Source organism: Vibrio scophthalmi (genome assembly GCF_040869025.1).
Classification (GTDB): Bacteria; Pseudomonadota; Gammaproteobacteria; order Enterobacterales; family Vibrionaceae; genus Vibrio; species Vibrio scophthalmi.
In genome coordinates this window covers 2,098,646-2,123,108 of record NZ_CP134271.1, presented here as the reverse complement: position 1 = coordinate 2,123,108, position 24,463 = coordinate 2,098,646, and the positions used below count along the sequence as shown (strand labels likewise).

The window sequence follows — 24,463 nt, the reverse complement described above, 5'->3', positions numbered from 1 at the left end:
TATGAGTAAAAAAGTACTAGTCCCAATCGCCACTGGCAGTGAAGAAATGGAAGCCATCACCATTATCGATATTATGGTGCGCGCAGGTTACGAAGTCGTGGTGGCAAGTGCAGATTTTTGTGGTCAATTGACGATGAAAGCCTCGCGCGGCGTCACGCTAACCGCTGATTGTCGCTTGGTTGATATTGCGGATGACGAATTTGACGCGGTGATCCTGCCTGGTGGCGTGGGCGGTAGCGAAGTGTTTCGTGATAGTACCGTACTGGTTGAAATCATCCGTCAGCAAATGTACGAAGGTAAGTTGGTCGCAGCCATCTGTGCCGCTCCAGCCTTAGTATTGGCTCATCACCAGCTCTATCCGCAAGCCTTAATGACTTGTCATCCAAGTTTTCAAAGCCATATCGCTGCAAAAAATTGGCGCGTAAAACGTGTCACCTATGACGTCACACATAATCTGTTAACCAGCCAAGGCCCTGGTAGTGCTTTGGAATTTGCGATGGAAATCGTCATTCAACTTTCCGGTAAAGCGCACGCCTGGTCAATCGCCGAACCGATGGTGACCATGCCTGTACTGCATTACCATGAACTGGGTGAAAACTAATGTTGGATATCAAGGCAATTAGAGCGCAGTTTCCCGCGCTCGCTCAGAAGGTGAACCAACAACCATTGGTTTATCTAGACAGTGCTGCAACGACACAAAAACCACAAGTGGTGATCGATGCAATCAGTCGCTACTACAGTCATCAAAATGCCAATGTTCATCGTGGTAGCCACAGTTTAACCGCTCAAGCCACCAGCCAATTTGAAGCGGCCCGCCATTGTGTCGCCAACTTCATTCATGCGGCAAGCGAAAAAGAGATCATCTGGACTCGCGGAGCCACGGAAGCACTCAATCTAATCGCTCAAACTTACGCGCGTAATACTCTCCAAGCGGGAGATGAAATTCTAATTGGTGAAATGGAGCATCACGCCAATATCGTGCCATGGCAGATTGTGGCTGAGCAAACCGGCGCAACCGTAGTGAAATTAGCGATGAACGAACGGTGTCAACTGGATATTGATACTTTTGAGCGCGCATTGAGCAGTAAAACAAAGATTGTGGCACTCGCGCATACCACGAATGTTACCGGTACTCGCCAACCTATCGAGTCGATGATTGAGCTTGCTCATCAACATGGTGCCGTTGTGGTTATTGATGCCGCTCAGGGCATTGTCCATGAAGAGATCAATGTACAATCTTTAGATGCTGACTTCGTGGTCTTCTCCGGTCACAAAATTTTTGCTCCTGCTGGCATTGGCGTGTTGTATGGTAAATTAGCACTGCTCGAAGCGATGCCTCCTTGGCATGGCGGCGGTAAGATGGTTGAGAAGGTCTCATTTTCCGGCACGACCTACAGTCAACTTCCAGGTAAATTTGAAGCCGGCACCCCAAACGTTGCAGGAGCCATCGCGCTTGCAACCGCGATAGAATGGTACGGCCAATTTAGTCGAGAAGAGGTGGAGCAGCACATTCATGCATTAGTCGATAAGGTCTACCAGCGACTTTGCCAACATGCCGATGTTCGCGTGATTGGTTACCAAAGCAATGCGTCGGTGTTGTCTTTTGTTGTTGATGGCGTGCATCATCAAGACGTTGCGACACTGCTCGATCAACAAGGCATTGCAGTTCGTGCAGGCCATCACTGTGCGCATCCATTAATGGATGCTCTGGGCATTGCGGGGACGGTGCGAATCTCTTTTGCCATCTACAATGACCAAGATGATGCAGAGCGAGTTATCACCGCGATAGAGAAAGCACTCGATATGCTCTAGCACTCATTTTTAAATGATTCTGACTAATTTTCAGATAAAAAAAGAGCCTCTGTTGAGGCTCTTGTTCTTTTAACTCTTGCTGATTGAGATTAGCGTGGGCAAATCTCTGACTCAGGAAAGAAGAACGCAATTTCACGCGCAGCAGATTCAGGGCTATCTGAACCATGTACTGAGTTATGACGCATGCTCAATGCGTAATCAGCACGAATAGTGCCACATGCCGCTTCTTCAGGGTTGGTTTTACCCATCAACTCGCGGTAACGAGTGATCGCTTCTTCACCTTCCAGCACTTGAACCATTACCGGGCCCGAGGTCATGAATGCTTTCAAATCATTGAAAAATTCTTTGCCTTCATGCTCTGCATAAAAGCCACTCGCTTGTTCGTCATTAAGATGAACCATCTTTGCTGCAACAATGCTTAAACCTGCTTTTTCAAAGCGATTGTAAATTTCACCAATCAAGTTACGCTTTACCGCGTCAGGCTTTACTATGGAAAACGTTCTTTCTAGAGCCATATGATTTCCTTCTACTTCTCTTCTAATTTTCATTACGCAGTCTAAACGCTGCTCATATTGATCGTGTGTTTATTGAACCAAAATGCGAGCCAAAGAGCGCACACCCACACCGGTTGCACCCGCGCCCCATTTGTCTGACGGAGCTTTACGGTAAGTCGCCGCACAATCAAAATGCAACCAACCTTTTTTGTAATCCTCAACAAAGTAAGAGAGGAATGCTGCTGCCGTACTCGCACCTGGAGAGTAATCACCACTACAGATGTTGGATAGGTCGGCAAAGTTTGAAGGCAACATTGAACGGTGGAACTCTGCAAGAGGTAAAGGCCACAATCCTTCTTGCTCTTCGCGTGCACAAGTCAGCGCTTGATGAGAAAGTGCTTCATCAAAACTCATTAGCGCATGATAGTCGTTACCTAGTGCATTTTTCGCTGCGCCAGTTAAGGTTGCACAGTCGATAATCAGCTCAGGGTTTTGCTCACTGGCATAAATCAAACCATCAGCCAGCACCAAACGGCCTTCGGCATCAGTATTCATGATTTCAACGGTCTTACCATTCTTATAAGTGATGATATCGCCGAGTTTAAGTGCGCGACCTGAAATCATATTTTCCGCGCAGCATAGGATCAGTTTTACACGCTTGTTAAGACCACGCATGATCGCAAGACCTAGACCACCCGTAATCGTACCTGCACCACCCATGTCCGATTTCATTGCCGTCATAAAGTTTGACGGCTTTAGGCTGTAACCACCAGAGTCAAAAGTGATGCCTTTACCGACGAGACACGCATAAACGGGCGCGTTTTCATCTCCAGTCGGGTTGTAATCAAGTTGCAGCATTGCAGATGTGCGCTCAGAACCGCGTCCAACCGCATAAATGCCTTCCCATCCTTCAGTAAGTAAATCCTTATCTTTAACGATACGAACCGTTACTGTGCCTTCTGGCGCAACAGATTTAATAAACTCAGCAGCCATGGTAGCGAGTTGACGAGGCGCGACTTCTTCAGCGGATTTATTGATGATATCGCAAGTAAAAGCGGTCGCTTGAATGCGAGCTTCTAACTCTGCTTGGTGCGCCTCTTCCAGAGGCTGCCAAGTGACATTGGTGTTTTTCTTTGGTTCACGAAAACCTTGGAAAAAGGCCCAAATGGTTTCTACATCCCAACCTTGACCATCGAGCGCAGTATCAGTGATACCTTGTGAGACAATTTTACGTGCCGCTCTTTGAATTGCATCAAGATCATAGCCTTCAGCAAGATGAACCGTTGCGCCTTGCTCAGTGAAAGAAACAAGTGCTTTGTTACCCCAATGTGCCGCAGCTTCAGTTTGGCTTAAATATACCGACATCTGTGTAGACATGGTTTCTCCTTGTCTTAATTATGGCGTTGACTACGCCTTTTGCTCTATACCGAAATCCCCTCGCCTTTGCATAATAAGGCAGACTTTGGTATCGAGTTCGATGTTAGCATTATGTCACGCAAAAATGTCATTTGGATAAAAAAACGGGCCATAAGGCCCGTTTTTTTTTATACTTTTTGACGGTGCGTAACATCACGCTTTAATCCGCTTCATCCATCCAGCATAAAATGACCGCTTCAAGAATTTTTTCATTCGAATGATTTGGCTCATCATCAAAATCATCCAACTCTAAAATCCACTGATGCAAGTCGGTAAAACGCACTGTTTTAGGATCAGTCTCTGGAAACTTATCACAAAGCTCAATCGCGATATCACGTGAATCGGTCCATTTCATTCGTCATCTTCCTTAAAGTCAGTATAGTTAACACTCACCTGAGCCTTGTTTATCACAATGTTGTTCAACAACATCGATACATGGGCTCAGCGAATTGATTAATGATCTTCTGATGCGTGGTTCAAAGTATAACGTGGAATTTCTACCACAAGATCTTCTTGTGCAACACGCGCTTGGCAACCAAGACGAGATTCAGGCTCTAAACCCCATGCTTTATCCAGCATGTCATCTTCGAGCTCATCACTTTCTTCTAGTGAATCAAAACCTTCGCGAACAATAACGTGGCAAGTAGTACACGCACATGATTTTTCACACGCGTGCTCGATACCAATACCATTTTTCAGTGCCACATCCAAAACTGTCTCGCCCGCTTGAGCTTCTAATACAGCGCCTTCAGGACACAAGTCTTCATGAGGTAATACGATAATTTTAGGCATAACTTCTACTCTTAAATATCATCGACAGACTGACCAGATAACGCAGCTCGAATCGATTTATCCATACGACGAGATGCAAACTCTTGGCTTGCTTTATCTGTCGCCTTAATTCCTAACTCAATCGCATCGGCATCATCGCCGTTGCGCAGTTCAATAAGGGTTTCAATCACTTTTAGCAGCGCTTGTTCTTCTTCACTTGAAAGTAACTCAGCACCGTCCGCTTGCATCGCTGCAATCAAACCTTCAATAACACGATCCGCTTCAACACGTTGCTCAGCAAGCGCGCGAGCTTGCATGTCTTCTTTGGCATAGGTCATTGAATCACGAAGCATATCAGCAACTTCATTATCACTTAGGCCGTAAGAAGGCTTCACTTGAATCTCAGATTGTACGCCGGTGCTCTTTTCCATCGCGGTAACAGACAATAAACCATCCGCATCGACTTGGTAAGTGACACGAATATGCGCAGCACCCGCCGCCATTGGTGGAATGCCTTTTAACGAGAAACGCGCTAATGAACGACAGTCATCGACCATTTCACGCTCACCCTGCACGGTATGTACCGTCATCGCAGTTTGACCATCTTTGAAGGTGGTGAATTCTTGTGCACGAGCAACTGGAATGGTGGTGTTACGCGGAATGATTTTTTCCACTAGTCCGCCCATGGTTTCGATACCGAGCGAAAGTGGAATAACATCAAGTAACAACATTTCAGAGTCAGGTTTATTACCAACTAGGATATCCGCTTGAATGCCCGCACCGATCGCAACCACTTCGTCTGGGTTGATACTGGTTAACGGGGTACGGCCAAAGAACTCACCGACCATTTCACGAACTAACAAAGTGCGTGTAGAACCGCCAACCATAACCACTTGGTTCACGTCTTCTAGATCCACTTCTGCATCTTTCAATGCACGTCGGCACGACATTAAGGTCTTTTTCACTAAAGGACGAATAAGATCTTCAAACTCTTCACGAGTCACGGTGCCTTGCCAGCCGAGAACATCTACATCAGCGACATCTTGGGTAGAAAACGACTGTTTCACTTTCTGCGCAGCGTTAAGCAATGTGCGGTTTTGTTCAGCAGATAACGAAATTTCTAAACCCATCTTGGCCAATAAACACTCAGCCAAAAGATGGTCAAAGTCATCACCGCCCAGAGCAGAGTCACCGCCCGTCGCTAATACTTCAAATACACCTTTCGATAAACGTAAAATCGAGATATCGAAAGTACCACCACCAAGGTCATAAACTGCAATCACACCTTCTTGGCCAGAATCGAGACCGTATGCAATTGCGGCAGCCGTTGGCTCATTAAGCAGACGCAGTACATGTAAACCGGCCAATTTAGCCGCATCTTTGGTACCTGCGCGCTGTGCATCATCGAAATAGGCTGGAACGGTAATCACGACACCCGCTAACTCTCCACCCAATGTGGTTTCCGCTCGCACTTTCAAAGCGCTTAAAATATCCGCTGAAACCTCAATCGGGTTCTTGTTACCACCCGCGGTTTGTAAAATAGGCAAGCCATTATCACTGGCAGTCAGCTGATAAGGTAAAGAAGGGTAACGCTGATTGATATCTGTCAGTGAACGACCAATCAGGCGTTTGACTGAAATAACAGTGTTGGCAGCATCTTGTTCAGAATGTGCAAGCGCCTCGTGGCCAACCAAAACCGCATCATTAGTGTAATGAACGACAGAAGGCAGAATACGACGACCTTGATCATCTTCTAATGTCGCAGCATCACCGCTACGAACCGTCGAAACCAATGAATTGGTAGTGCCAAGATCAATACCGGCCGCCAATTTATGTTCATGGGGTGCCGAGCTCTGACCCGGTTCTGCAATTTGAAGTAACGCCATTGTTAGTCCTTGCTCTGAGATTAACCGAGTAGTCTTTCTTCCACTAACTCGATTTCATGTTTTAATTTGGCAATAAATTTAAGCTTACGTACGCGATCAGCAGCGAGAGTCCATTGAGCCTCGTTGAGCTCTTTTTCTATCTCGATCAGCTGCTGTTTATACGTTTTAGTCACCTTTTCATCAAACTCAAACAATGCAGCTTCAGGATCCGCTCCACTTGGGATCTCTTCCAACTCTTCACGCAATTCCATTTGTTCCATTAAAAACATTGGATCTTGTAAAGTTTGTTGTTCTCCCTGAAGTTCAATACCGTTTTGGGCAATGAGATATTCAGCACGCGAGAGCGGCTTTTTCAGGATTTGATAAGCATCGTTGATTTGTGCTGCTTTCTGTACCGCCATTAAGCGATCGCGTTCAGAAGCAGTTGCAAAATTGTCAGGATGAAAACGTTTTTGCAGTTCACGGAACTGAGAAGAAAGAAGGCCACCATCCAGACTGAACTGAGTTGGTAGCCCAAATAATTCGAAGTGATTCATTTAAATCTAGCCCTTGGCAATCTCTCCTACTTTCACAAGTAGGAGATCAATCATTAAACGTTGAAGCTTTCACCGCAGCCACATTCACTTTTCGCATTCGGGTTATTGAACTCGAAACCTTCGTTCAATCCCTGCTTTACGTAATCAAGCTCTGTGCCATCAAGATAAGCAAGGCTCTTTTGATCAATGATTACCTTAACGCCTTTGTGCTCAAAGACTTCATCTTCTTCATTTAACTCGTCGACAAACTCAAGTACATAAGCCATACCCGAACAACCTGTCGTTTTTACACCGAGACGCAAACCCACGCCTTTCCCACGATTTTCTAGGAAAGCGCCTACACGGCTAGCGGCTGCATCTGTTAATGTAATGGCCATACTGCACCTTGATTGTTTCTATTACCAATAAAATGGGAGGCTTGCTCCCATCATGACAAAGTCGAGTTTACTGATGTTTTTTCTTATAGTCAGCAACTGCTGCTTTAATTGCGTCTTCCGCTAGGATTGAACAGTGAACTTTCACTGGTGGAAGTTCTAGCTCTTCTGCAATTTCAGAGTTTTTGATTGCTGCCGCTTCGTCGATTGATTTGCCTTTAACCCACTCAGTCACCAGTGAGCTTGACGCAATCGCGCTACCACAACCATAAGTTTTGAACTTCGCGTCTTCAATAATACCTTCCGGCGTTACTTTGATTTGAAGCTTCATAACATCACCACACGCAGGAGCACCAACCATGCCGCTACCTACCGATGGATCTTCTTTATCAAAAGAACCAACGTTACGTGGGTTCTCATAATGATCAATTACTTTTTCGCTGTACGCCATAATATCTACCTCGAATCCTCTACATCTATATCAATTGGGATGCTAACTGATTAGTGGTGCGCCCACTCAACCGTGTTTAAGTCGATCCCTTCCTTGTACATATCCCATAGAGGAGACATGTCGCGTAGCTTATTCACCGCTACACGGATTTGTTCAATTGCATAGTCCACTTCTTCTTCCGTCGTAAAACGACCAAATGAGAATCGAACTGAACTGTGTGCCAACTCATCGTTTAAACCTAGAGCACGCAGAACATATGATGGTTCAAGACTGGCTGATGTACATGCACTGCCTGAAGAAACGGCTAGATCTTTCAGTGACATCAGTAGCGACTCACCTTCAACAAAAGCAAAGCTGATGTTTAAGTTGTGCGGTACACGTTGATCAAAGTCACCATTAACCGTTACGGCTTCAAGATCCTTCACACCATTAAATAAACGATTACGAAGGGCCAATGCATGATCGTAATCTTTTTGTAGCTCTTCTTTCGCAATACGGAAAGCTTCACCCATGCCAACGATTTGGTGTGTTGCTAGCGTGCCTGAACGGAATCCACGTTCATGGCCACCACCGTGCATTTGAGCTTCAAGGCGAATACGTGGCTTACGACGTACATACAGTGCGCCGATGCCTTTCGGGCCATAAACTTTGTGTGCAGATAAGGAGATAAGATCTACTTTCATCTCTTGCACATCAATCGCAACTTTACCTGCAGACTGTGCAGCATCAACATGGAAGATAATTTTACGTTCACGACATAGTTCGCCAATCGCTGCAATATCTTGGATTACGCCGATTTCGTTGTTTACATGCATGATAGAAACCAAGACGGTATCTTCGCGCATCGCCGCTTGAAGTTTGTTTAGGTCGACAAGACCATTAGCTTCCGGCGCCAGGTATGTCACTTCAAAGCCTTCACGCTCAAGTTGGCGACAAGGATCCAGTACCGCTTTGTGTTCGGTTTTGCAGGTAATGACGTGCTTACCTTTCTTCTCGTAAAAATGCGCAGCGCCTTTGATAGCTAAGTTATCAGACTCAGTTGCGCCAGAAGTAAATACGATTTCACGAGGGTCTGCGTTTAGCAGCTCAGCGATTTGTTCGCGAGCGTTATCGACTGCCTCTTCGGCTTGCCAACCGTAACGGTGTGAACGTGACGCAGGATTACCAAACGTACCATCCATCGTCATGCACTGAACCATCTTTTCAGCAACTCGTGGGTCAACTGGACAAGTTGCTGAATAATCGAGATAAATCGGCAGTTTCATTCTTTACTCCAATGTAAACTTACTGACCGCCTATGAGCGGACATTGATTCCCATAGCCGCACTCAAAGAGTCGCGATTGGTTAAGCTATGGTTTACCGCAAGATCTAAGTCTTGTCGGTCAGAAATTTCGAGGACTTCGTTGTCTCTCATCAACTCACCTAGGGTGATGTTGTTAAGAAAGTCACTAATGCGGGAACTCAGGTCGCGCCACAATGTGTGTGTAAGGCAACGAGTACCACCTTGGCAGTCGCCTTTGCCGTTGCACTTAGTTGCGTCTACTGACTCATCTACTGCCGCAATTACCGTACCAATTGCAATATTCTGTGCATCTTCACCAAGGCGGTAACCACCACCAGGGCCGCGTACACTAGCAACCAAACCTGCTTTACGTAGCTTAGAAAACAATTGCTCTAAGTAAGATAGAGAAATGCCTTGTCGTTCGGAAATATCAGCAAGCGGTACAGGGTTTTGCTGAGAGTGTAGTGCCACATCTAGCATAGCCGTAACTGCGTATCTTCCTTTAGATGTAAGTCTCATATAACACCATATCCACATTGTTCATGTGGTAACAATTTTTCCATACCTGACTAAAATGGTCAAGTATTTATTTGACCATTTTAGTCAGGTATTACCGAAAGATAGGTGTTAGGCCGAGATCAACGTTGGGTTGATTTTTCAACCGCCGTTAATATTCCGCGTAAGATATTAATCTCTTGCTGCTCTGGACGAGCTCGACTAAACAAACGACGCAGTTTATTCATCACTTTGTTCGGCTGGTCTTCAGATATAAATTGGGTATCAATCATCACTTTTTCAAGATGCTGATAAAGCATTTCTAGTTCTTTATGACGAGGATAATCTGGAACCTCGGCTTCAGGGTAGCCAAGCTTCTCTTGTTCTAGATGCGCAACACGAATTTCATAGCTAATGGTTTGAACCGCCATCGCCAAGTTTAATGAACTGTATTCAGGGTTGGCAGGGATGCAGACGTGATAATGACAGGTCTGTAGTTCATCGTTAGTTAAACCGGTACGCTCACGGCCAAAAACAATTGCAACATTTGCCTCACGGCCTTCTTGGACGCATTTTTCACCGCACTCACGCGGCTCAAGCATTGGCCAATCAAGCGTACGTGAACGAGCACTCGATCCTACCACCAAGGCACAATCAGAGACAGCCTCTTCCAATGTTGCAAAAACTTGAGCATTAAGAGCAATATCACTTGCGCCAGCAGCCAGTGCTACAGCTTGATCATCGACCTCACATTGTGGATCAACCAAAACCATATTCGTTAAGCCCATCACTTTCATTGCTCGCGCTGCAGAGCCAATGTTTCCGGAGTGAGAAGTGCCAACTAAGACCACTTTGACGTTGTTAAGCATGACCGATTACCTATCGCATTATAAAGCTGCGAGATATTATCACATTGAAGAGGAAAAGGGGTGTCGTGATTCAATTGGGCCGATCAATAGTGCGAAAATTAACCACTTCCCTTTCCGGTTTATTCTGTTATACTTCCGGCCGTTTTTCTGTTCTTTAACATCCGTTGGGAAATTTAGTATGCATCCAATGCTTAATATCGCTATTCGTGCTGCACGAAAAGCTGGCAACCACATTGCCAAATCACTTGAAAATGCTGAGAAGATTGAATCTACTCTAAAAGGCACGAACGACTTTGTTACTAACGTAGACAAAGAAGCAGAAGCACTGATCATCGATACCATTAAAGCGTCTTACCCAGACCACTGTATCGTTGCTGAAGAAAATGGCCTGATTGACGGTCGCGATAAAGAAGTACAATGGATCATCGACCCACTGGATGGCACGTCTAACTTCGTTAAAGGTCTACCACACTTCTCTGTTTCTATCGCTGTACGCATTAAAGGCCGTACAGAAGTAGCTTGTGTGTACGATCCAATGCTTAACGAACTATTTACTGCTCAACGTGGTTCTGGCGCTCAGCTAAACAATGCACGTATCCGCGTTAAACAAGTAAAAGATCTACAAGGTACTATCCTTGCTACTGGTTTCCCATTCAAACAAAAACAGCACTCTGAGTCTTACTTTAAGATCATGTCTGCTCTATTTGTTGATTGTGCAGATTTCCGTCGCACTGGTTCTGCAGCTCTAGACCTATGTTACCTAGCGGCAAACCGCGTTGATGGTTACTTTGAACTAGGCCTAAAACCTTGGGATATGGCAGCGGGTGAGCTTATCGCTCGTGAAGCTGGCGCAATCGTAACTGACTTTGCTGGCGGTACTGACTACATGACATCTGGCAACATCGTTGCTTCAAGTGCTCGTGGCGTTAAAGGCATTCTTAAGCACATCCGTGAAAACGGTAATGCTGCAATGCTAAAATAATCGCTATCATCACAGCTGATTATAAAAAGGCCCCGCTCTCTGAGCGGGGCCTTTTTTGTTTGCTTGTCCCGTCCTGAAATGAGTTTACACATTAAGGACGAATTATGATAGCCAAGCGGTGATGATGGCTAGCTAGAGCATGCGAATAGGTATGTTGATTGTGATTAACTGATTCGAGTAAAACGAAATGTCTGCAGCTTTTGTTCACTGCCTTCAATATAAGCATAGCTATCAATTAACCACACCTGATTACCGACAAAACTCAATTCAAGACGCACATCCGAACTAGGAATATCATTGTAAATTACATCATCTATATTGGTTGGATAAAAAGAAATTCGATTACTATTCGAGATCGCTTCACCAACAAAATTGACCGAGACGTTTTTTACTCTGTTATCAATCTGCAGTTGATGGCCGGTCGTTGGTTGATAGCTAAACGAAGCGTTAAGATTAAGCCCTTCTTCATTGATGATACTTACATTCGCATTTGACAGTGATGCCAATTTCCCTTCAGCACTAATTTTTTGGTGTTCAATCGTCACAATATGATTTTGAATATTGACGTTCCACTCACCGACAAAGTTTTCTAATTGCTGCCAATTTTTCGGACTAGCGGCAGTTTTATCCCCCCCTAACGCAGTGATGGCATCATTACGACTATCATGACGAATATTATCTCGATTACTCTGCAAATCTTGGCTTGAACCTGCCACACCGCCAGCAACCCCTCCAGCAATCGCACCTTTAACCGCAAGATCGGGTTCGCCAGTTAATGCTCCCATAGTTAAGCCTAATAATGCCCCACCAACAGCTCCTTGCTTAGTTGCTGCATTGGCATCATCTTCGCCGGGTGTGACACAGCCAGCTAGTAAAGGGACTGAGATAAGGGATGTTAAAACTAGCTTAGTGTTGAATTTCATAAGACACCTCATTTCTTAAACTAGCTGTATGGTAAACAACCAATGTCAGTAGAGCTTCAGTGAATGTCAGGGCAATTTTAGACTGGAAAGGAGAAATGTTACGGATTGTTGCGGGTGAAGAGCAAGAGTGTGTAGAGTTGAGAGTCGAGAAGCGCTCGTTTGGAATATAGAATTAAAAGTACAGGTTTGAGATCGCTTCTTCAAAGTGAAGCATCGGAGAGGCTGAGCGTCATCGTATATCGAAACGAGATACTCCCAAGCACACTACAAAATACAGACGTAAAAAAAACCAGCATTTCTGCTGAGGCTTAGTATATGGCAGGAGTGGAGAGATTCGAAAGATTCGCCCCAACACGCGCTATTTCGTATTAGGGGAATCCGCTGCTCTACCAAGTAGCGACAAACTCCAAAATCCAGATGTAAAAAAGCCCCAGCATTTCTGCTGAGGCTTAGTATATGGCAGGGGTGGAGAGATTCGAAAGCTTCGCCCCAACACGCGCTATTTCGTATTAGGGGAATCCGCTGCTCAGCCAAGTAGCGACAAACTCCAAAATCCAGATGTAAAAAAGCCCCAGCATTTCTGCTGAGGCTTTGTATATGGCAGGGATGGATAGATTCAAAAGCTTCGCCCCAACACGCGCTATTTCGTATTAGGGGAATCCGCTGCTCTGCCAAGTAGCGACAAACTCCAAAATCCAGATGTAAAAAAGCCCCAGCATTTCTGCTGAGGCTTAGTATATGGCAGGGGTGGAGAGATTCGAACTCCCAACACGCGGATTTGGAATCCGCTGCTCTGCCAATTGGAGCTACACCCCTGTTGTTCGTGTTTAAAGAGACGACTCTCAAATAAGTGGCGGAGTGGACGGGACTCGAACCCGCGACCCCCGGCGTGACAGGCCGGTATTCTAACCAACTGAACTACCACTCCGCAGTGGCAAACTTACCGTAGTAAGCGTCCATTTTGTTTCTAGATGGTCTATCTAAAAACGAAATTTAAAGCCTGGCGATGTCCTACTCTCACATGGGGAGACCCCACACTACCATCGGCGCTATTGCGTTTCACTTCTGAGTTCGGCATGGAGTCAGGTGGGTCCGCAACGCTATGGTCGCCAAGCAAATTCTTTCTCTCTATTTCTAGAGAATAATCTGGAAAGCTGTCTTTGAAGTTCTATTACACATTCAATCGTTCTTGCATTGAGTCCTACAAAACCCCTTGGGTGTTGTATGGTTAAGCCTCACGGGCAATTAGTACAGGTTAGCTCAACGCCTCACAGCGCTTACACACCCTGCCTATCAACGTTCTAGTCTCGAACAACCCTTTAGGGCACTTAAAGTGCCAGGGAAAACTCATCTCAAGGCTCGCTTCCCGCTTAGATGCTTTCAGCGGTTATCGATTCCGAACTTAGCTACCGGGCAATGCCATTGGCATGACAACCCGAACACCAGAGGTTCGTCCACTCCGGTCCTCTCGTACTAGGAGCAGCCCCTTTCAATTTTCCAACGCCCACGGCAGATAGGGACCGAACTGTCTCACGACGTTCTAAACCCAGCTCGCGTACCACTTTAAATGGCGAACAGCCATACCCTTGGGACCGACTTCAGCCCCAGGATGTGATGAGCCGACATCGAGGTGCCAAACACCGCCGTCGATATGAACTCTTGGGCGGTATCAGCCTGTTATCCCCGGAGTACCTTTTATCCGTTGAGCGATGGCCCTTCCATACAGAACCACCGGATCACTATGACCTACTTTCGTACCTGCTCGAACCGTCATTCTCGCAGTTAAGCGGGCTTATGCCATTGCACTAACCACACGATGTCCAACCGTGTTTAGCCCACCTTCGTGCTCCTCCGTTACTCTTTGGGAGGAGACCGCCCCAGTCAAACTACCCACCAGGCACTGTCCGTAATCCCGATAAGGGACCAACGTTAGAACATCAAGCATACAAGGGTGGTATTTCAAGATTGCCTCCACACATACTGGCGTACGTGCTTCAAAGGCTCCCACCTATCCTACACATGTAGGGTCAATGTTCAGTGCCAAGCTGTAGTAAAGGTTCACGGGGTCTTTCCGTCTAGCCGCGGGTACACTGCATCTTCACAGCGATTTCAATTTCACTGAGTCTCGGGTGGAGACAGCGTGGCCATCATTACGCCATTCGTGCAGGTCGGAACTTACCCGACAAGGAATTTCGCTACCTTAGGACCGTTATAGTTACGGCCGCCGTTTACCGGGGCTTCGATCAAGAGCTTCGACCGAAGTCTAACCCCATCAATTAACCTTCCGGCACCGGGCAGGCGTCACACCGTATACGTCATCTTACGATTTTGCACAGTGCTGTGTTTTTAATAAACAGTTGCAGCCACCTGGTATCTGCGACTCCCAATAGCTCCATCCGCAAGGGACTTCACCGTCGAGAGCGTACCTTCTCCCGAAGTTACGGTACCATTTTGCCTAGTTCCTTCACCCGAGTTCTCTCAAGCGCCTTGGTATTCTCTACCCGACCACCTGTGTCGGTTTGGGGTACGATTTCTTATAATCTGAAGCTTAGAGGCTTTTCCTGGAAGCATGGCATCAATGACTTCACTACCGTAGTAGCTCGACATCGTATCTCAGCGTTAATAGCGGTCCGGATTTACCTAAACCACCCGCCTACGTACTTGAACCTGGACAACCGTCGCCAGGCCCACCTAGCCTTCTCCGTCCCCCCATCGCAATTATAAGAAGTACGGGAATATTAACCCGTTTCCCATCGACTACGCCTTTCGGCCTCGCCTTAGGGGTCGACTTACCCTGCCCCGATTAACGTTGGACAGGAACCCTTGGTCTTCCGGCGAGGAGGTTTTTCACCCCCTTTATCGTTACTCATGTCAGCATTCGCACTTCTGATACGTCCAGCATGCCTTACAGCACACCTTCAACCGCTTACAGAACGCTCCCCTACCCAATGAAGTAAACTTCATTGCCGCAGCTTCGGTTTATTACTTAGCCCCGTTACATCTTCCGCGCAGGCCGACTCGACTAGTGAGCTATTACGCTTTCTTTAAATGATGGCTGCTTCTAAGCCAACATCCTAGCTGTCTAAGCCTTCCCACATCGTTTCCCACTTAGTAATAATTTGGGACCTTAGCTGGCGGTCTGGGTTGTTTCCCTCTCCACGACGGACGTTAGCACCCGCCGTGTGTCTCCCGGATAGTACTTACTGGTATTCGGAGTTTGCAAAGGGTTGGTAAGTCGGGATGACCCCCTAGCCTTAACAGTGCTCTACCCCCAGTAGTATTCGTCCGAGGCGCTACCTAAATAGCTTTCGGGGAGAACCAGCTATCTCCAGGTTTGATTGGCCTTTCACCCCTAGCCACAAGTCATCCGCTAATTTTTCAACATTAGTCGGTTCGGTCCTCCAATTGATGTTACTCAATCTTCAACCTGCCCATGGCTAGATCACCTGGTTTCGGGTCTAATTCTAGCAACTATACGCCCAGTTAAGACTCGGTTTCCCTACGGCTCCCCTAGATGGTTAACCTTGCTACTAAAATTAAGTCGCTGACCCATTATACAAAAGGTACGCAGTCACGGGACGCAATGCCCGCTCCTACTGCTTGTACGTACACGGTTTCAGGTTCTATTTCACTCCCCTCACAGGGGTTCTTTTCGCCTTTCCCTCACGGTACTGGTTCACTATCGGTCAGTCAGTAGTATTTAGCCTTGGAGGATGGTCCCCCCATATTCAGACAGGATAACACGTGTCCCGCCCTACTCGTTTTCACTTAATATGCGTTGCCGGTTACGGGGCTATCACCCTGTATCGCACAACTTTCCAGAAGTTTCACCTGACGCATAAAACGCTTAAGGGCTAATCCAATTTCGCTCGCCGCTACTTTCGGAATCTCGGTTGATTTCTTTTCCTCGGGGTACTTAGATGTTTCAGTTCCCCCGGTTCGCCTCATTAACCTATGTATTCAGTTAATGATACGTGCTTATGCACGTGGGTTTCCCCATTCAGAAATCCCAGACTCAAATGGTTGTTACTACCTAATCTGGGCTTATCGCAAGTTACTACGTCTTTCATCGCCTCTGACTGCCAAGGCATCCACCGTGTACGCTTAGTCACTTAACCATACAACCCGAAGGAGTTTCGTTAAACAACCAAGTTGTCTCTCTATTTTATGAGTGAGAGACGTTCGATTTTGCCGAACTCAATTTCGAATAATCATCATAAATGATGATATTGCCAAGAACACTTGAATGTGCTCGTTTACTTTCATTTTTAAAAAATGAAAACAAACAGTTGGTGTTTACCATAAAGGTAAACATTGAGAACTTTTTTTGATAACAACAATGTTGTTATCAGTCAGCTTTCCAAATTGTTAAAGAGCTAGATTTATCTTTCTACTTAAAGGAAGAAAACCATTTTTAAAAACACTCAACTTTCTGTTTGAAAGTAAATGCACTTAAAAATGGTGGAGCTATGCGGGATCGAACCGCAGACCTCTTCGCTGCCAGCGAAGCGCTCTCCCAGCTGAGCTATAGCCCCATATCCTTATGAGGAGATGGTATCCCGTAGGGGAGTCGAACCCCTGTTACCGCCGTGAAAGGGCGGTGTCCTAGGCCTCTAGACGAACGGGACACTAGTTAAACACCTCAAAAGTGTTTCTATCTCTTAAACTTTATAAACCATCAATCTGTGTGGACACTCATCGTGAGTAATCATCGTATAAGGAGGTGATCCAGCGCCAGGTTCCCCTAGCGCTACCTTGTTACGACTTCACCCCAGTCATGAACCACAAAGTGGTGAGCGTCCTCCCCGAAAGGTTAAACTACCCACTTCTTTTGCAGCCCACTCCCATGGTGTGACGGGCGGTGTGTACAAGGCCCGGGAACGTATTCACCGTGGCATTCTGATCCACGATTACTAGCGATTCCGACTTCATGGAGTCGAGTTGCAGACTCCAATCCGGACTACGACGCACTTTTTGGGATTCGCTCACCATCGCTGGTTGGCAGCCCTCTGTATGCGCCATTGTAGCACGTGTGTAGCCCTACTCGTAAGGGCCATGATGACTTGACGTCGTCCCCACCTTCCTCCGGTTTATCACCGGCAGTCTCCCTGGAGTTCCCGACATTACTCGCTGGCAAACAAGGATAAGGGTTGCGCTCGTTGCGGGACTTAACCCAACATTTCACAACACGAGCTGACGACAGCCATGCAGCACCTGTCTCAGAGTTCCCGAAGGCACACCTGCGTCTCCGCTGGCTTCTCTGGATGTCAAGAGTAGGTAAGGTTCTTCGCGTTGCATCGAATTAAACCACATGCTCCACCGCTTGTGCGGGCCCCCGTCAATTCATTTGAGTTTTAATCTTGCGACCGTACTCCCCAGGCGGTCTACTTAACGCGTTAGCTCCGAAAGCCACGGCTCAAGGCCACAACCTCCAAGTAGACATCGTTTACGGCGTGGACTACCAGGGTATCTAATCCTGTTTGCTCCCCACGCTTTCGCATCTGAGTGTCAGTATCTGTCCAGGGGGCCGCCTTCGCCACCGGTATTCCTTCAGATCTCTACGCATTTCACCGCTACACCTGAAATTCTACCCCCCTCTACAGTACTCTAGTCTGCCAGTTTCAAATGCAATTCCGAGGTTGAGCCCCGGGCTTTCACATCTGACTTAACAAACCACCTGCATGCGCTTTACGCCCAGTAATTCCGATTAACGCTCGCACCCTCCGTATTACCGCGGCTGCTGGCACGGAGTTAGCCGGTGCTTCTTCTGTCGCTAACGTCAAATCCATACGCTATTAACGTATGAACCTTCCTCACGACTGAAAGTGCTTTACAACCCGAAGGCCTTCTTCACACACGCGGCATGGCTGCATCAGGCTTGCGCCCATTGTGCAATATTCCCCACTGCTGCCTCCCGTAGGAGTCTGGACCGTGTCTCAGTTCCAGTGTGGCTGATCATCCTCTCAGACCAGCTAGGGATCGTCGCCTTGGTGAGCCATTACCTCACCAACTAGCTAATCCCACCTGGGCTAATCTTGACGCGAGAGGTCCGAAGATCCCCCTCTTTGGCCCGTAGGCATTATGCGGTATTAGCCATCGTTTCCAATGGTTATCCCCCACATCAAGGCATATTCCCAGGCATTACTCACCCGTCCGCCGCTCGTCAGCAAAGAAAGCAAGCTTTCTTTCTGTTACCGCTCGACTTGCATGTGTTAGGCCTGCCGCCAGCGTTCAATCTGAGCCATGATCAAACTCTTCAATTTAAGATTTTGTCGACTCAATGAATACTGACTTCAAAACTACTAAAAGTAATTTTAAAGCTATTATCGTTCCAACAGAACGATAATGAATTGACTGTGCCAAGACTAAGTAAAACTTAATCTCGATTGGTCACTCAGTTCATTGAACCCAATTTGTTTCCGAAGAAACTGTTTTCACCGAAGCGAAAACTTATTGGATTATCATCAACGAGTGCCCACACAGATTGATAGGTTTATATTGTTAAAGAGCTTTACTTCAAGTCTTTCTCTCGAAGTGGACGGTCATTTTAGCGAGATAACCTTTGGTGTCAAACACTTTTTGGTTATTTCTCTGAAAGTTATCTGAGTAACTTTCTCCGCCTTTGTCGCCCGCTATACAGCGTGGTTTCCCGTGGCAACGGAGGCGAATTATAGGTAGTTCTAACTCGAACACAACCCTTTTTTTTACCCAGCCAAACCGTTTGCACACTTTTCACACAAAGCACTCAAATAAGCGGCAAAAAGGGGCATTTCGCCCCTTTCTTTATTCACATTTCGTAGTGTCTTTATTGATGAGCAATAATTTGATCATTATTAACCAGCAATTTGACGGTTTTTTCTGGAATAATTCTTCCCGATAAAATTGCTTTTGCTAATGGGTTTTCAACACTCTGTTGAATTGCTCGTTTCAAAGGGCGAGCCCCATAAACAGGGTCAAAGCCAACTTGAGCTATCAAATCGAGCGCTTTTTCAGAAACTTCCATATGATAGCCACGCTCTTCCATACGCTTTGCCAGACGTAATAGCTGGATTGCGGCAATCGACTTAATATGCTCTTGGCCAAGAGGGTGGAAAACGACACTTTCATCTACACGGTTTAAAAATTCCGGCCTGAAATGTTTATTCACCACTTCCATCACTTCATTCTTAATACCTTGGTAGTCGAGCGTATTGAAGTTTTCTTGAATACGCGCTGATCCCAAGTTAGACGTCATGATGACGACGGTATTTCGGAAATCCACCGTACGACCTTGCCCATCGGTGAGTCGTCCATCATCAAGCACTTGCAGTAAGATGTTAAAAACATCAGGGTGCGCCTTTTCTACTTCATCCAACAAAATAACTGAATAGGGCTTACGACGTACCGCTTCGGTTAAATAGCCACCTTCTTCATATCCAACATAACCCGGAGGGGCTCCCACTAAGCGAGCAACCGAATGTTTCTCCATAAACTCTGACATGTCGATACGTACCATGGCATCTTCACTGTCAAACATGAACGTTGCTAAGGTCTTACATAATTCTGTCTTACCGACCCCTGTTGGGCCCAAGAATAAGAAAGAGCCAATAGGTTTGTTAGGATCAGATAGCCCCGCTCGGCTGCGACGAATCGCGTTAGAAACAACTTCCACCGCTTCTTTTTGTCCTATCACGCGTTTGTGCAGTACTTGCTCCATGCGTAATAGCTTTTCTTTTTCGGCCTCCAGCATTTTAGCCACTGGAATGCCAGTTTGCTTTGATAGTACATCTGCAATTTCAACATCAGTAACCTTATTACGCAATAAGGTCATCTCTTGCATTTCGGCTTGTGTGGCGAGATCCAGTTGTTTCTCTAGCTCAGGGATACGACCATATTGCAGTTCAGACATACGGCTCAAGTCACCTGCTCGTCGAGCAAACTCCATATCCATACGAGCTTGCTCAAGTTCAGATTTGATATGCTGGGTGCCTGATAGCGCAGCCTTTTCTGCATTCCAAACTTCATCAAGTTCAGCAAAGTCGCGTTCTTTTTCCAACAATTCATTATTGAGCATTTCTAAGCGCTTTTCGCTCGCTTCATCATGCTCATTAATAAGTGCTTGTTGCTCAATTTTAAGTTGAATGATTTTTCGCTCTAGCTTGTCGAGGGATTCAGGCTTGGAATCTATCTGCATGCGAATACTCGACGCCGCCTCATCTATCAAATCAATGGCTTTATCTGGCAACTGGCGATCGGAAACATAACGATGAGATAGGCTGGCTGCCGCGACAATCGCAGGATCGGTAATTTCAACGTGATGATGCAGTTCGTAACGTTCTTTCAAACCACGCAAAATCGCGACGGTATCTTCGACACTCGGTTCATCGACAATCACTTTTTGAAAACGACGCTCAAGTGCCGGATCTTTTTCCATATATTTGCGGTATTCATCTAGCGTAGTGGCGCCCACGCAATGCAACTCACCTCGCGCTAAGGCAGGTTTTAGCATATTACCGGCATCCATCGAACCTTCACCTTTACCCGCACCGACCATGGTATGAATTTCATCAATAAAAAGAATGATGTTACCCTCTTCTTTAGACAACTCATTCAATACCGATTTTAAACGTTCTTCAAATTCACCACGATATTTCGCTCCCGCAACCAAAGCCCCCATGTCGAGAGACAGTACTCGGCGACCTCTTAGGCCCTCTGGCACTTCATTATTGATAATGCGTTGAGCCAAACCTTCAACAATCGCCGTTTTGCCTACTCCCGGTTCACCAATGATCACTGGGTTATTTTTGGTGCGACGTTGCAAGACTTGGATGGTGCGGCGGATCTCGTCATCACGACCAATAACAGGATCAAGTTTGCCCTGCTCTGCTCGCTCGGTTAAATCAACGGTGAACTTTTCCAATGCTTGGCGTAGTTCTTCGGCATTTGGGTCATTGACCTTTTGGCCACCTCTGACCTTATCGATCGCTTCACCCAAATTCTGCTCGGTTAAACCGCTTTCTTTTAATAAAGCGCCAAGAGGGCCACGATCTTCTAAAGCGGCCAATAAGAATATTTCTGATGAGATATAGGTGTCTTGGCGCTTTTGCGCCACTTTGTCACACAGGTTAAACAGCGTCCCCATACCACCCGACAGTTGTACGTCACCACCTATGCCGCTCACTTTTGGTAGACGGTCGAGCATTTCACTCAGTTTCGAACGCAGTTGAGTGACATCGATATTTAACATCGTCAACAATGGACGAATTGGACTGCCATTTTGGTCCATCAGTGCCACCATTAGGTGCACTGGCTCTATATACTGGTGGTCGCGGCCTAACGCCAAAGACTGCGCATCAGAAATAGCGATTTGAAACTTGCTAGTAAATCTGTCGAGACGCATATCAACCTTCCTAAACTCTATCGAAATAATCTAATAATCAATATGAAAGATGGCTACGCTCGCGGAGATTTTCAAGGGGATAAAAACGAAAAAGGCTGACACGAGGTCAGCCTTTGAAATAAACATCAGATCTAGTCGCTACTCAATCCAGATGAAACTGGCTAAACGCCCAGTCACACCATCGCGGCGATATGAGTAAAAATGCTCAGGATCAGAGTAAGTACAGAGTCCACAGGCAAACACTTGCGTTACGCCTAAGGCGTTTAAACGTTGAGTGGCAAGGCGTTCCATATTGGCCCACCATTTGCCAACCTGCCCAGTTGGAATGAAAGCATCGATCGCTTGGGGATTCACATCACAAAATGCTTGTAATACGTCTTCGCCAACTTCAAATGCACTCGCCCCAATCGCAGGACCAAGCCAAGCGATCATATTACCGTCTATGGCATCACGCCCAAACGTAGCCACTGCATTTTCAACAATGCCATCAGCGAGACCACGCCAACCAGCATGCACTGCCGCCACTTGAGAACCTTGAGTATTCGTCAACAGTACAGGTAAGCAATCGGCTGTCATAGCAGAAAGAACGATACCTGGTTGTGATGTTACAAGTCCATCAGCCTCGAGTGTATTCTCGGTTGGTTGGTTAACCTGTATCACTGCTGTTGAGTGGGTCTGGTTCAACCAAACTGGCGCAGAAGGCATTTTTGCCATCTGAGCCAATTGTTGGCGGTTGCGGAATACCGTATCGAGATCATCCCCAACGTGGCTACCAAGGTTTAACCCTTGATATACCCCAGTTGAAAAGCCCTCTAATCGTGTTGAAGCTATTGCCTTAACATTTTTAGGTGCGTTCCAGTTAGGAATAATCAGCGACATATTAGTACTCTTCTTCTAAACCGTGCTCTTGTGCATCTTGACGTAGAGCTTCAGTCAGAATCACCATGTCTTCTGGCACTGGCGCATGGAACTCAAGTTCTTCACCCGTTACTGGGTGTTCAAACTTCAGCATCACAGCATGCAATGCTTGACGATCAAACTGGCGGATCATCTCCGTCAATTCTTGGCTCGCTCCCGATGGAATGCGAGCGCGACCGCCGTAAGCGGTATCACCAAGTAGCGGATACTGTAGGTATGACATGTGGACACGAATTTGGTGAGTACGACCCGTTTCTAGACGCAGACGAATACGCGTATGTTCGCGGAAGTGCTCCGCAACACGGTAGTGAGTTGCTGCCGGCTTACCCATTGGGCTTACCGCCATCAACGTACGTTTGGTTGAGTGACGGCCAATTGGCTGTTCAATCTTACCGCCCGCCGTCATACGGCCAATCGCAATGGCTTCATACTCACGCGTAATGTTACGTTTTTGCAGCGCACGCACTAAACGAGTTTGTGCTGGCACTGTTTTCGCCACAACCATAAGGCCAGTGGTGTCTTTGTCCAAACGGTGAACAATCCCCGCACGTGGTACTTCCGCGATATCAGGATAATGATGAAGCAGTGCATTTAACACTGTACCATCAGGGGTTCCTGCACCTGGGTGTACTACAAAACCGCGAGGTTTGTTCATTACGATAATGTCGTCATCTTCGTAGACGATATCCAAAGGAATATCTTGCGCTTCCCAGCGCTCTTCATCTTCAAGTTCCGCTTGCAGGATGATGACTTCACCGCCCATCACTCGAGTACGTGGTTTAGTAATTACTTGACCATCCACTTGTACTTTACCCGCTAAAAGCCATTCTTTTAGACGAGAACGAGAGAAGTCGGCAAAAATTTCGGCGATAGCTTGATCAAGTCGTTGACCTAATTGGCTATCTTTTACTGTATTAGTTAATTCAATCTGCTGAGCCATATCGAACTTTTTCAAAAACTGTGAGACTAATTGTCTACAGTGTGGAAGAATATTGATCCATTGTATCTGCTACCGGCATAAAAGTAACGGAAGCGACAAAATTATTTACTTCAAGGAATAGAATCCTGACATGAAACAGCATACTTTATCTGGATTATTGGCATTAACATTACTCGTAGGCTGTACGAGCAGCGAAGAGATTGTTCCAGATGTTCCGCCATCAGAGCTCTACTCTGAAGCGCAGGTATTATTGCAAGATGGTAGCTGGATGACTGCCATCGAGAAACTCGAAGCTTTGGACTCTCGCTACCCTTTTGGTGCTTATTCAGAGCAGGTACAGCTTGACCTTATCTATGCCTACTATAAAAACGACGATCTAGCTTTAGGCCTAGCAACAATCGAGCGTTTTATTCGTTTGAATCCAACACACGAAAAGCTCGATTGGGTATTGTACATGCGTGGTCTTACACACATGGCGCAAGACCGCAACTTCATGCATGACATGTTCAATATCGATCGTAGTGACCGAGATCCTGAACCAGTAAAAGCGGCATTTGCCGATTTCAAAAAGTTATTAGACCGCTACCCAGCAAGCCCATACGCTGAAGATGCACAAAAACGTATGTTCTCATTGAAAAATCGCCTTGCTGAGTATGATTTAGCCACTGCCGATTTCTATCTACGTCGTGAAGCTTGGATTGCTGCAATTAATCGCTGCAAAGAGCTACAAAAAACGTATCCAAATACTGAAGCTGCGCGAAAATCATTAGACATTCAACTCGCCGCTTATGAAGAGCTAGGTCTTGAAGAAGCCGCCAGCCGCACGCGTGAGTTAATCAGTCTTAATCCTTTATAAAGAATTAGAAGTAAAAAGCCGCTTAGTAACCCTAAGCGGCTTTTTTGTATCTGTGAATCGGTTTGATACCCTCTAAAT

Annotated in this window: 19 protein-coding genes, 4 tRNA genes and 3 rRNA genes; 4 read left to right on the top strand and 22 right to left on the bottom strand. The window is 46.3% G+C overall.

Annotation, left to right across the window (positions count from 1 at the left end):
* The first annotated feature begins 1 nt into the window (after position 1).
* Both RJD38_RS09695 and csdA read left to right on the top strand, forming a co-directional pair.
* Positions 2-601 carry a DJ-1 family glyoxalase III gene (locus tag RJD38_RS09695; RefSeq protein WP_005592820.1) on the top strand — a complete coding sequence of 200 codons (600 nt, stop codon included), beginning with the start codon at positions 2-4 and terminating at the stop codon, positions 599-601.
* Complete coding sequence (gene csdA, locus RJD38_RS09690) at positions 601-1,812, top strand: cysteine desulfurase CsdA (RefSeq protein ID WP_065545663.1); 1,212 nt, start codon at positions 601-603, stop codon at positions 1,810-1,812. Before RJD38_RS09695 ends, csdA begins: the two co-directional genes overlap by 1 nt.
* Positions 1,813-1,901: 89 nt before the next feature.
* On the opposite strand, the gene ndk is transcribed toward csdA, so the two are convergent.
* The 11 genes from ndk to trmJ form a co-directional block, all read right to left on the bottom strand.
* The gene (gene ndk / locus RJD38_RS09685) at positions 1,902-2,327 is read right to left on the bottom strand and encodes a nucleoside-diphosphate kinase (RefSeq protein WP_065545664.1); all 426 of its coding nucleotides are present in this window, start codon (positions 2,325-2,327) and stop codon (positions 1,902-1,904) included.
* A 69-nt stretch (positions 2,328-2,396) separates the two neighbouring features.
* A complete protein-coding gene (gene pepB, locus RJD38_RS09680) occupies positions 2,397-3,683 on the bottom strand; it encodes an aminopeptidase PepB (RefSeq protein WP_065429872.1) in 1,287 nt (428 codons plus the stop codon).
* 199 nt (positions 3,684-3,882) lie between these two features.
* A complete protein-coding gene (gene iscX, locus RJD38_RS09675; protein ID WP_005592824.1) occupies positions 3,883-4,077 on the bottom strand; it encodes a Fe-S cluster assembly protein IscX in 195 nt (64 codons plus the stop codon).
* Positions 4,078-4,175: 98 nt separating this feature from the next.
* Positions 4,176-4,514, bottom strand: a complete 339-nt coding sequence (gene fdx / locus RJD38_RS09670; RefSeq protein WP_005592825.1) for an ISC system 2Fe-2S type ferredoxin — start codon at positions 4,512-4,514, stop codon at positions 4,176-4,178.
* 11 nt (positions 4,515-4,525) lie between these two features.
* Entirely contained in the window at positions 4,526-6,379 is a 1,854-nt protein-coding gene (gene hscA, locus RJD38_RS09665) for a Fe-S protein assembly chaperone HscA (RefSeq protein WP_005592826.1), read from the bottom strand.
* A 20-nt stretch (positions 6,380-6,399) separates the two neighbouring features.
* Entirely contained in the window at positions 6,400-6,915 is a 516-nt protein-coding gene (gene hscB, locus RJD38_RS09660) for a co-chaperone HscB (protein WP_005592827.1), read from the bottom strand.
* Positions 6,916-6,968: 53 nt separating this feature from the next.
* Complete coding sequence (iscA, locus tag RJD38_RS09655; RefSeq protein ID WP_005592828.1) at positions 6,969-7,292, bottom strand: iron-sulfur cluster assembly protein IscA; 324 nt, start codon at positions 7,290-7,292, stop codon at positions 6,969-6,971.
* Positions 7,293-7,359: 67 nt separating this feature from the next.
* On the bottom strand, positions 7,360-7,740 hold the full coding sequence (gene iscU / locus RJD38_RS09650; RefSeq protein ID WP_005592829.1) for a Fe-S cluster assembly scaffold IscU: 381 nt from the start codon (positions 7,738-7,740) through the stop codon (positions 7,360-7,362).
* 50 nt (positions 7,741-7,790) lie between these two features.
* The gene (locus RJD38_RS09645; RefSeq protein WP_005592830.1) at positions 7,791-9,005 is read right to left on the bottom strand and encodes an IscS subfamily cysteine desulfurase; all 1,215 of its coding nucleotides are present in this window, start codon (positions 9,003-9,005) and stop codon (positions 7,791-7,793) included.
* Between the two features lie 30 nt (positions 9,006-9,035).
* On the bottom strand, positions 9,036-9,542 hold the full coding sequence (iscR, locus tag RJD38_RS09640; RefSeq protein WP_040757785.1) for a Fe-S cluster assembly transcriptional regulator IscR: 507 nt from the start codon (positions 9,540-9,542) through the stop codon (positions 9,036-9,038).
* Positions 9,543-9,661: 119 nt separating this feature from the next.
* Complete coding sequence (trmJ, locus tag RJD38_RS09635) at positions 9,662-10,387, bottom strand: tRNA (cytosine(32)/uridine(32)-2'-O)-methyltransferase TrmJ (protein ID WP_065545665.1); 726 nt, start codon at positions 10,385-10,387, stop codon at positions 9,662-9,664.
* A gap of 178 nt (positions 10,388-10,565) precedes the next feature.
* On the opposite strand from trmJ, the gene suhB reads away from it, so the two are divergent.
* Positions 10,566-11,369: an inositol-1-monophosphatase gene (gene suhB, locus RJD38_RS09630; RefSeq protein ID WP_005592835.1), complete on the top strand. Its 804-nt coding sequence runs from the start codon at positions 10,566-10,568 to the stop codon at positions 11,367-11,369.
* Between the two features lie 164 nt (positions 11,370-11,533).
* Here suhB and RJD38_RS09625 read toward each other — a convergent pair whose 3' ends face one another.
* The 11 genes from RJD38_RS09625 to rluD all read right to left on the bottom strand — a co-directional run bounded on the left by RJD38_RS09625 (position 11,534) and on the right by rluD (position 23,529).
* A complete protein-coding gene (locus tag RJD38_RS09625) occupies positions 11,534-12,292 on the bottom strand; it encodes a hypothetical protein (protein WP_065545666.1) in 759 nt (252 codons plus the stop codon).
* A gap of 739 nt (positions 12,293-13,031) precedes the next feature.
* Positions 13,032-13,108 (bottom strand) — tRNA-Trp (locus tag RJD38_RS09620).
* A 35-nt stretch (positions 13,109-13,143) separates the two neighbouring features.
* Positions 13,144-13,220, bottom strand: a tRNA-Asp gene (locus RJD38_RS09615).
* A gap of 70 nt (positions 13,221-13,290) precedes the next feature.
* Positions 13,291-13,406, bottom strand: a 5S ribosomal RNA gene (rrf, locus tag RJD38_RS09610).
* Positions 13,407-13,516: 110 nt separating this feature from the next.
* Positions 13,517-16,410, bottom strand: a 23S ribosomal RNA gene (locus tag RJD38_RS09605).
* A 341-nt stretch (positions 16,411-16,751) separates the two neighbouring features.
* Positions 16,752-16,827 (bottom strand) — tRNA-Ala (locus RJD38_RS09600).
* 17 nt (positions 16,828-16,844) lie between these two features.
* Positions 16,845-16,920, bottom strand: a tRNA-Glu gene (locus RJD38_RS09595).
* Positions 16,921-17,008: 88 nt separating this feature from the next.
* Positions 17,009-18,555, bottom strand: a 16S ribosomal RNA gene (locus RJD38_RS09590).
* Together the 16S, 23S and 5S rRNA genes with 4 tRNA genes alongside form the textbook arrangement of a ribosomal RNA operon.
* A 542-nt stretch (positions 18,556-19,097) precedes the next feature.
* Complete coding sequence (gene clpB, locus RJD38_RS09585) at positions 19,098-21,671, bottom strand: ATP-dependent chaperone ClpB (RefSeq protein ID WP_065545667.1); 2,574 nt, start codon at positions 21,669-21,671, stop codon at positions 19,098-19,100.
* A gap of 138 nt (positions 21,672-21,809) precedes the next feature.
* Positions 21,810-22,550 carry a peptidoglycan editing factor PgeF gene (gene pgeF, locus RJD38_RS09580; RefSeq protein WP_065545668.1) on the bottom strand — a complete coding sequence of 247 codons (741 nt, stop codon included), beginning with the start codon at positions 22,548-22,550 and terminating at the stop codon, positions 21,810-21,812.
* Position 22,551: 1 nt separating this feature from the next.
* The gene (rluD, locus tag RJD38_RS09575) at positions 22,552-23,529 is read right to left on the bottom strand and encodes a 23S rRNA pseudouridine(1911/1915/1917) synthase RluD (RefSeq protein WP_005596192.1); all 978 of its coding nucleotides are present in this window, start codon (positions 23,527-23,529) and stop codon (positions 22,552-22,554) included.
* Positions 23,530-23,659: 130 nt separating this feature from the next.
* Between rluD and RJD38_RS09570 the strand changes: the two genes are divergently transcribed.
* Positions 23,660-24,385: an outer membrane protein assembly factor BamD gene (locus RJD38_RS09570; RefSeq protein ID WP_367971238.1), complete on the top strand. Its 726-nt coding sequence runs from the start codon at positions 23,660-23,662 to the stop codon at positions 24,383-24,385.
* Positions 24,386-24,463 lie beyond the last annotated feature (78 nt).

Coding starts and splice junctions, on each gene's coding strand:
- RJD38_RS09570 (WP_367971238.1), top strand. CDS start 23,660: ATGAAACAGCATACTTTATCTGGATTATTGGCATTAACATTACTCGTA.
- iscX (WP_005592824.1), bottom strand. CDS start 4,077: ATGAAATGGACCGATTCACGTGATATCGCGATTGAGCTTTGTGATAAG.
- RJD38_RS09695 (WP_005592820.1), top strand. CDS start 2: ATGAGTAAAAAAGTACTAGTCCCAATCGCCACTGGCAGTGAAGAAATG.
- clpB (WP_065545667.1), bottom strand. CDS start 21,671: ATGCGTCTCGACAGATTTACTAGCAAGTTTCAAATCGCTATTTCTGAT.
- fdx (WP_005592825.1), bottom strand. CDS start 4,514: ATGCCTAAAATTATCGTATTACCTCATGAAGACTTGTGTCCTGAAGGC.
- hscA (WP_005592826.1), bottom strand. CDS start 6,379: ATGGCGTTACTTCAAATTGCAGAACCGGGTCAGAGCTCGGCACCCCAT.
- suhB (WP_005592835.1), top strand. CDS start 10,566: ATGCATCCAATGCTTAATATCGCTATTCGTGCTGCACGAAAAGCTGGC.
- ndk (WP_065545664.1), bottom strand. CDS start 2,327: ATGGCTCTAGAAAGAACGTTTTCCATAGTAAAGCCTGACGCGGTAAAG.
- iscA (WP_005592828.1), bottom strand. CDS start 7,292: ATGGCCATTACATTAACAGATGCAGCCGCTAGCCGTGTAGGCGCTTTC.
- hscB (WP_005592827.1), bottom strand. CDS start 6,915: ATGAATCACTTCGAATTATTTGGGCTACCAACTCAGTTCAGTCTGGAT.
- rluD (WP_005596192.1), bottom strand. CDS start 23,529: ATGGCTCAGCAGATTGAATTAACTAATACAGTAAAAGATAGCCAATTA.
- csdA (WP_065545663.1), top strand. CDS start 601: ATGTTGGATATCAAGGCAATTAGAGCGCAGTTTCCCGCGCTCGCTCAG.
- pgeF (WP_065545668.1), bottom strand. CDS start 22,550: ATGTCGCTGATTATTCCTAACTGGAACGCACCTAAAAATGTTAAGGCA.
- pepB (WP_065429872.1), bottom strand. CDS start 3,683: ATGTCTACACAGATGTCGGTATATTTAAGCCAAACTGAAGCTGCGGCA.
- RJD38_RS09625 (WP_065545666.1), bottom strand. CDS start 12,292: ATGAAATTCAACACTAAGCTAGTTTTAACATCCCTTATCTCAGTCCCT.
- trmJ (WP_065545665.1), bottom strand. CDS start 10,387: ATGCTTAACAACGTCAAAGTGGTCTTAGTTGGCACTTCTCACTCCGGA.
- iscU (WP_005592829.1), bottom strand. CDS start 7,740: ATGGCGTACAGCGAAAAAGTAATTGATCATTATGAGAACCCACGTAAC.
- RJD38_RS09645 (WP_005592830.1), bottom strand. CDS start 9,005: ATGAAACTGCCGATTTATCTCGATTATTCAGCAACTTGTCCAGTTGAC.
- iscR (WP_040757785.1), bottom strand. CDS start 9,542: ATGAGACTTACATCTAAAGGAAGATACGCAGTTACGGCTATGCTAGAT.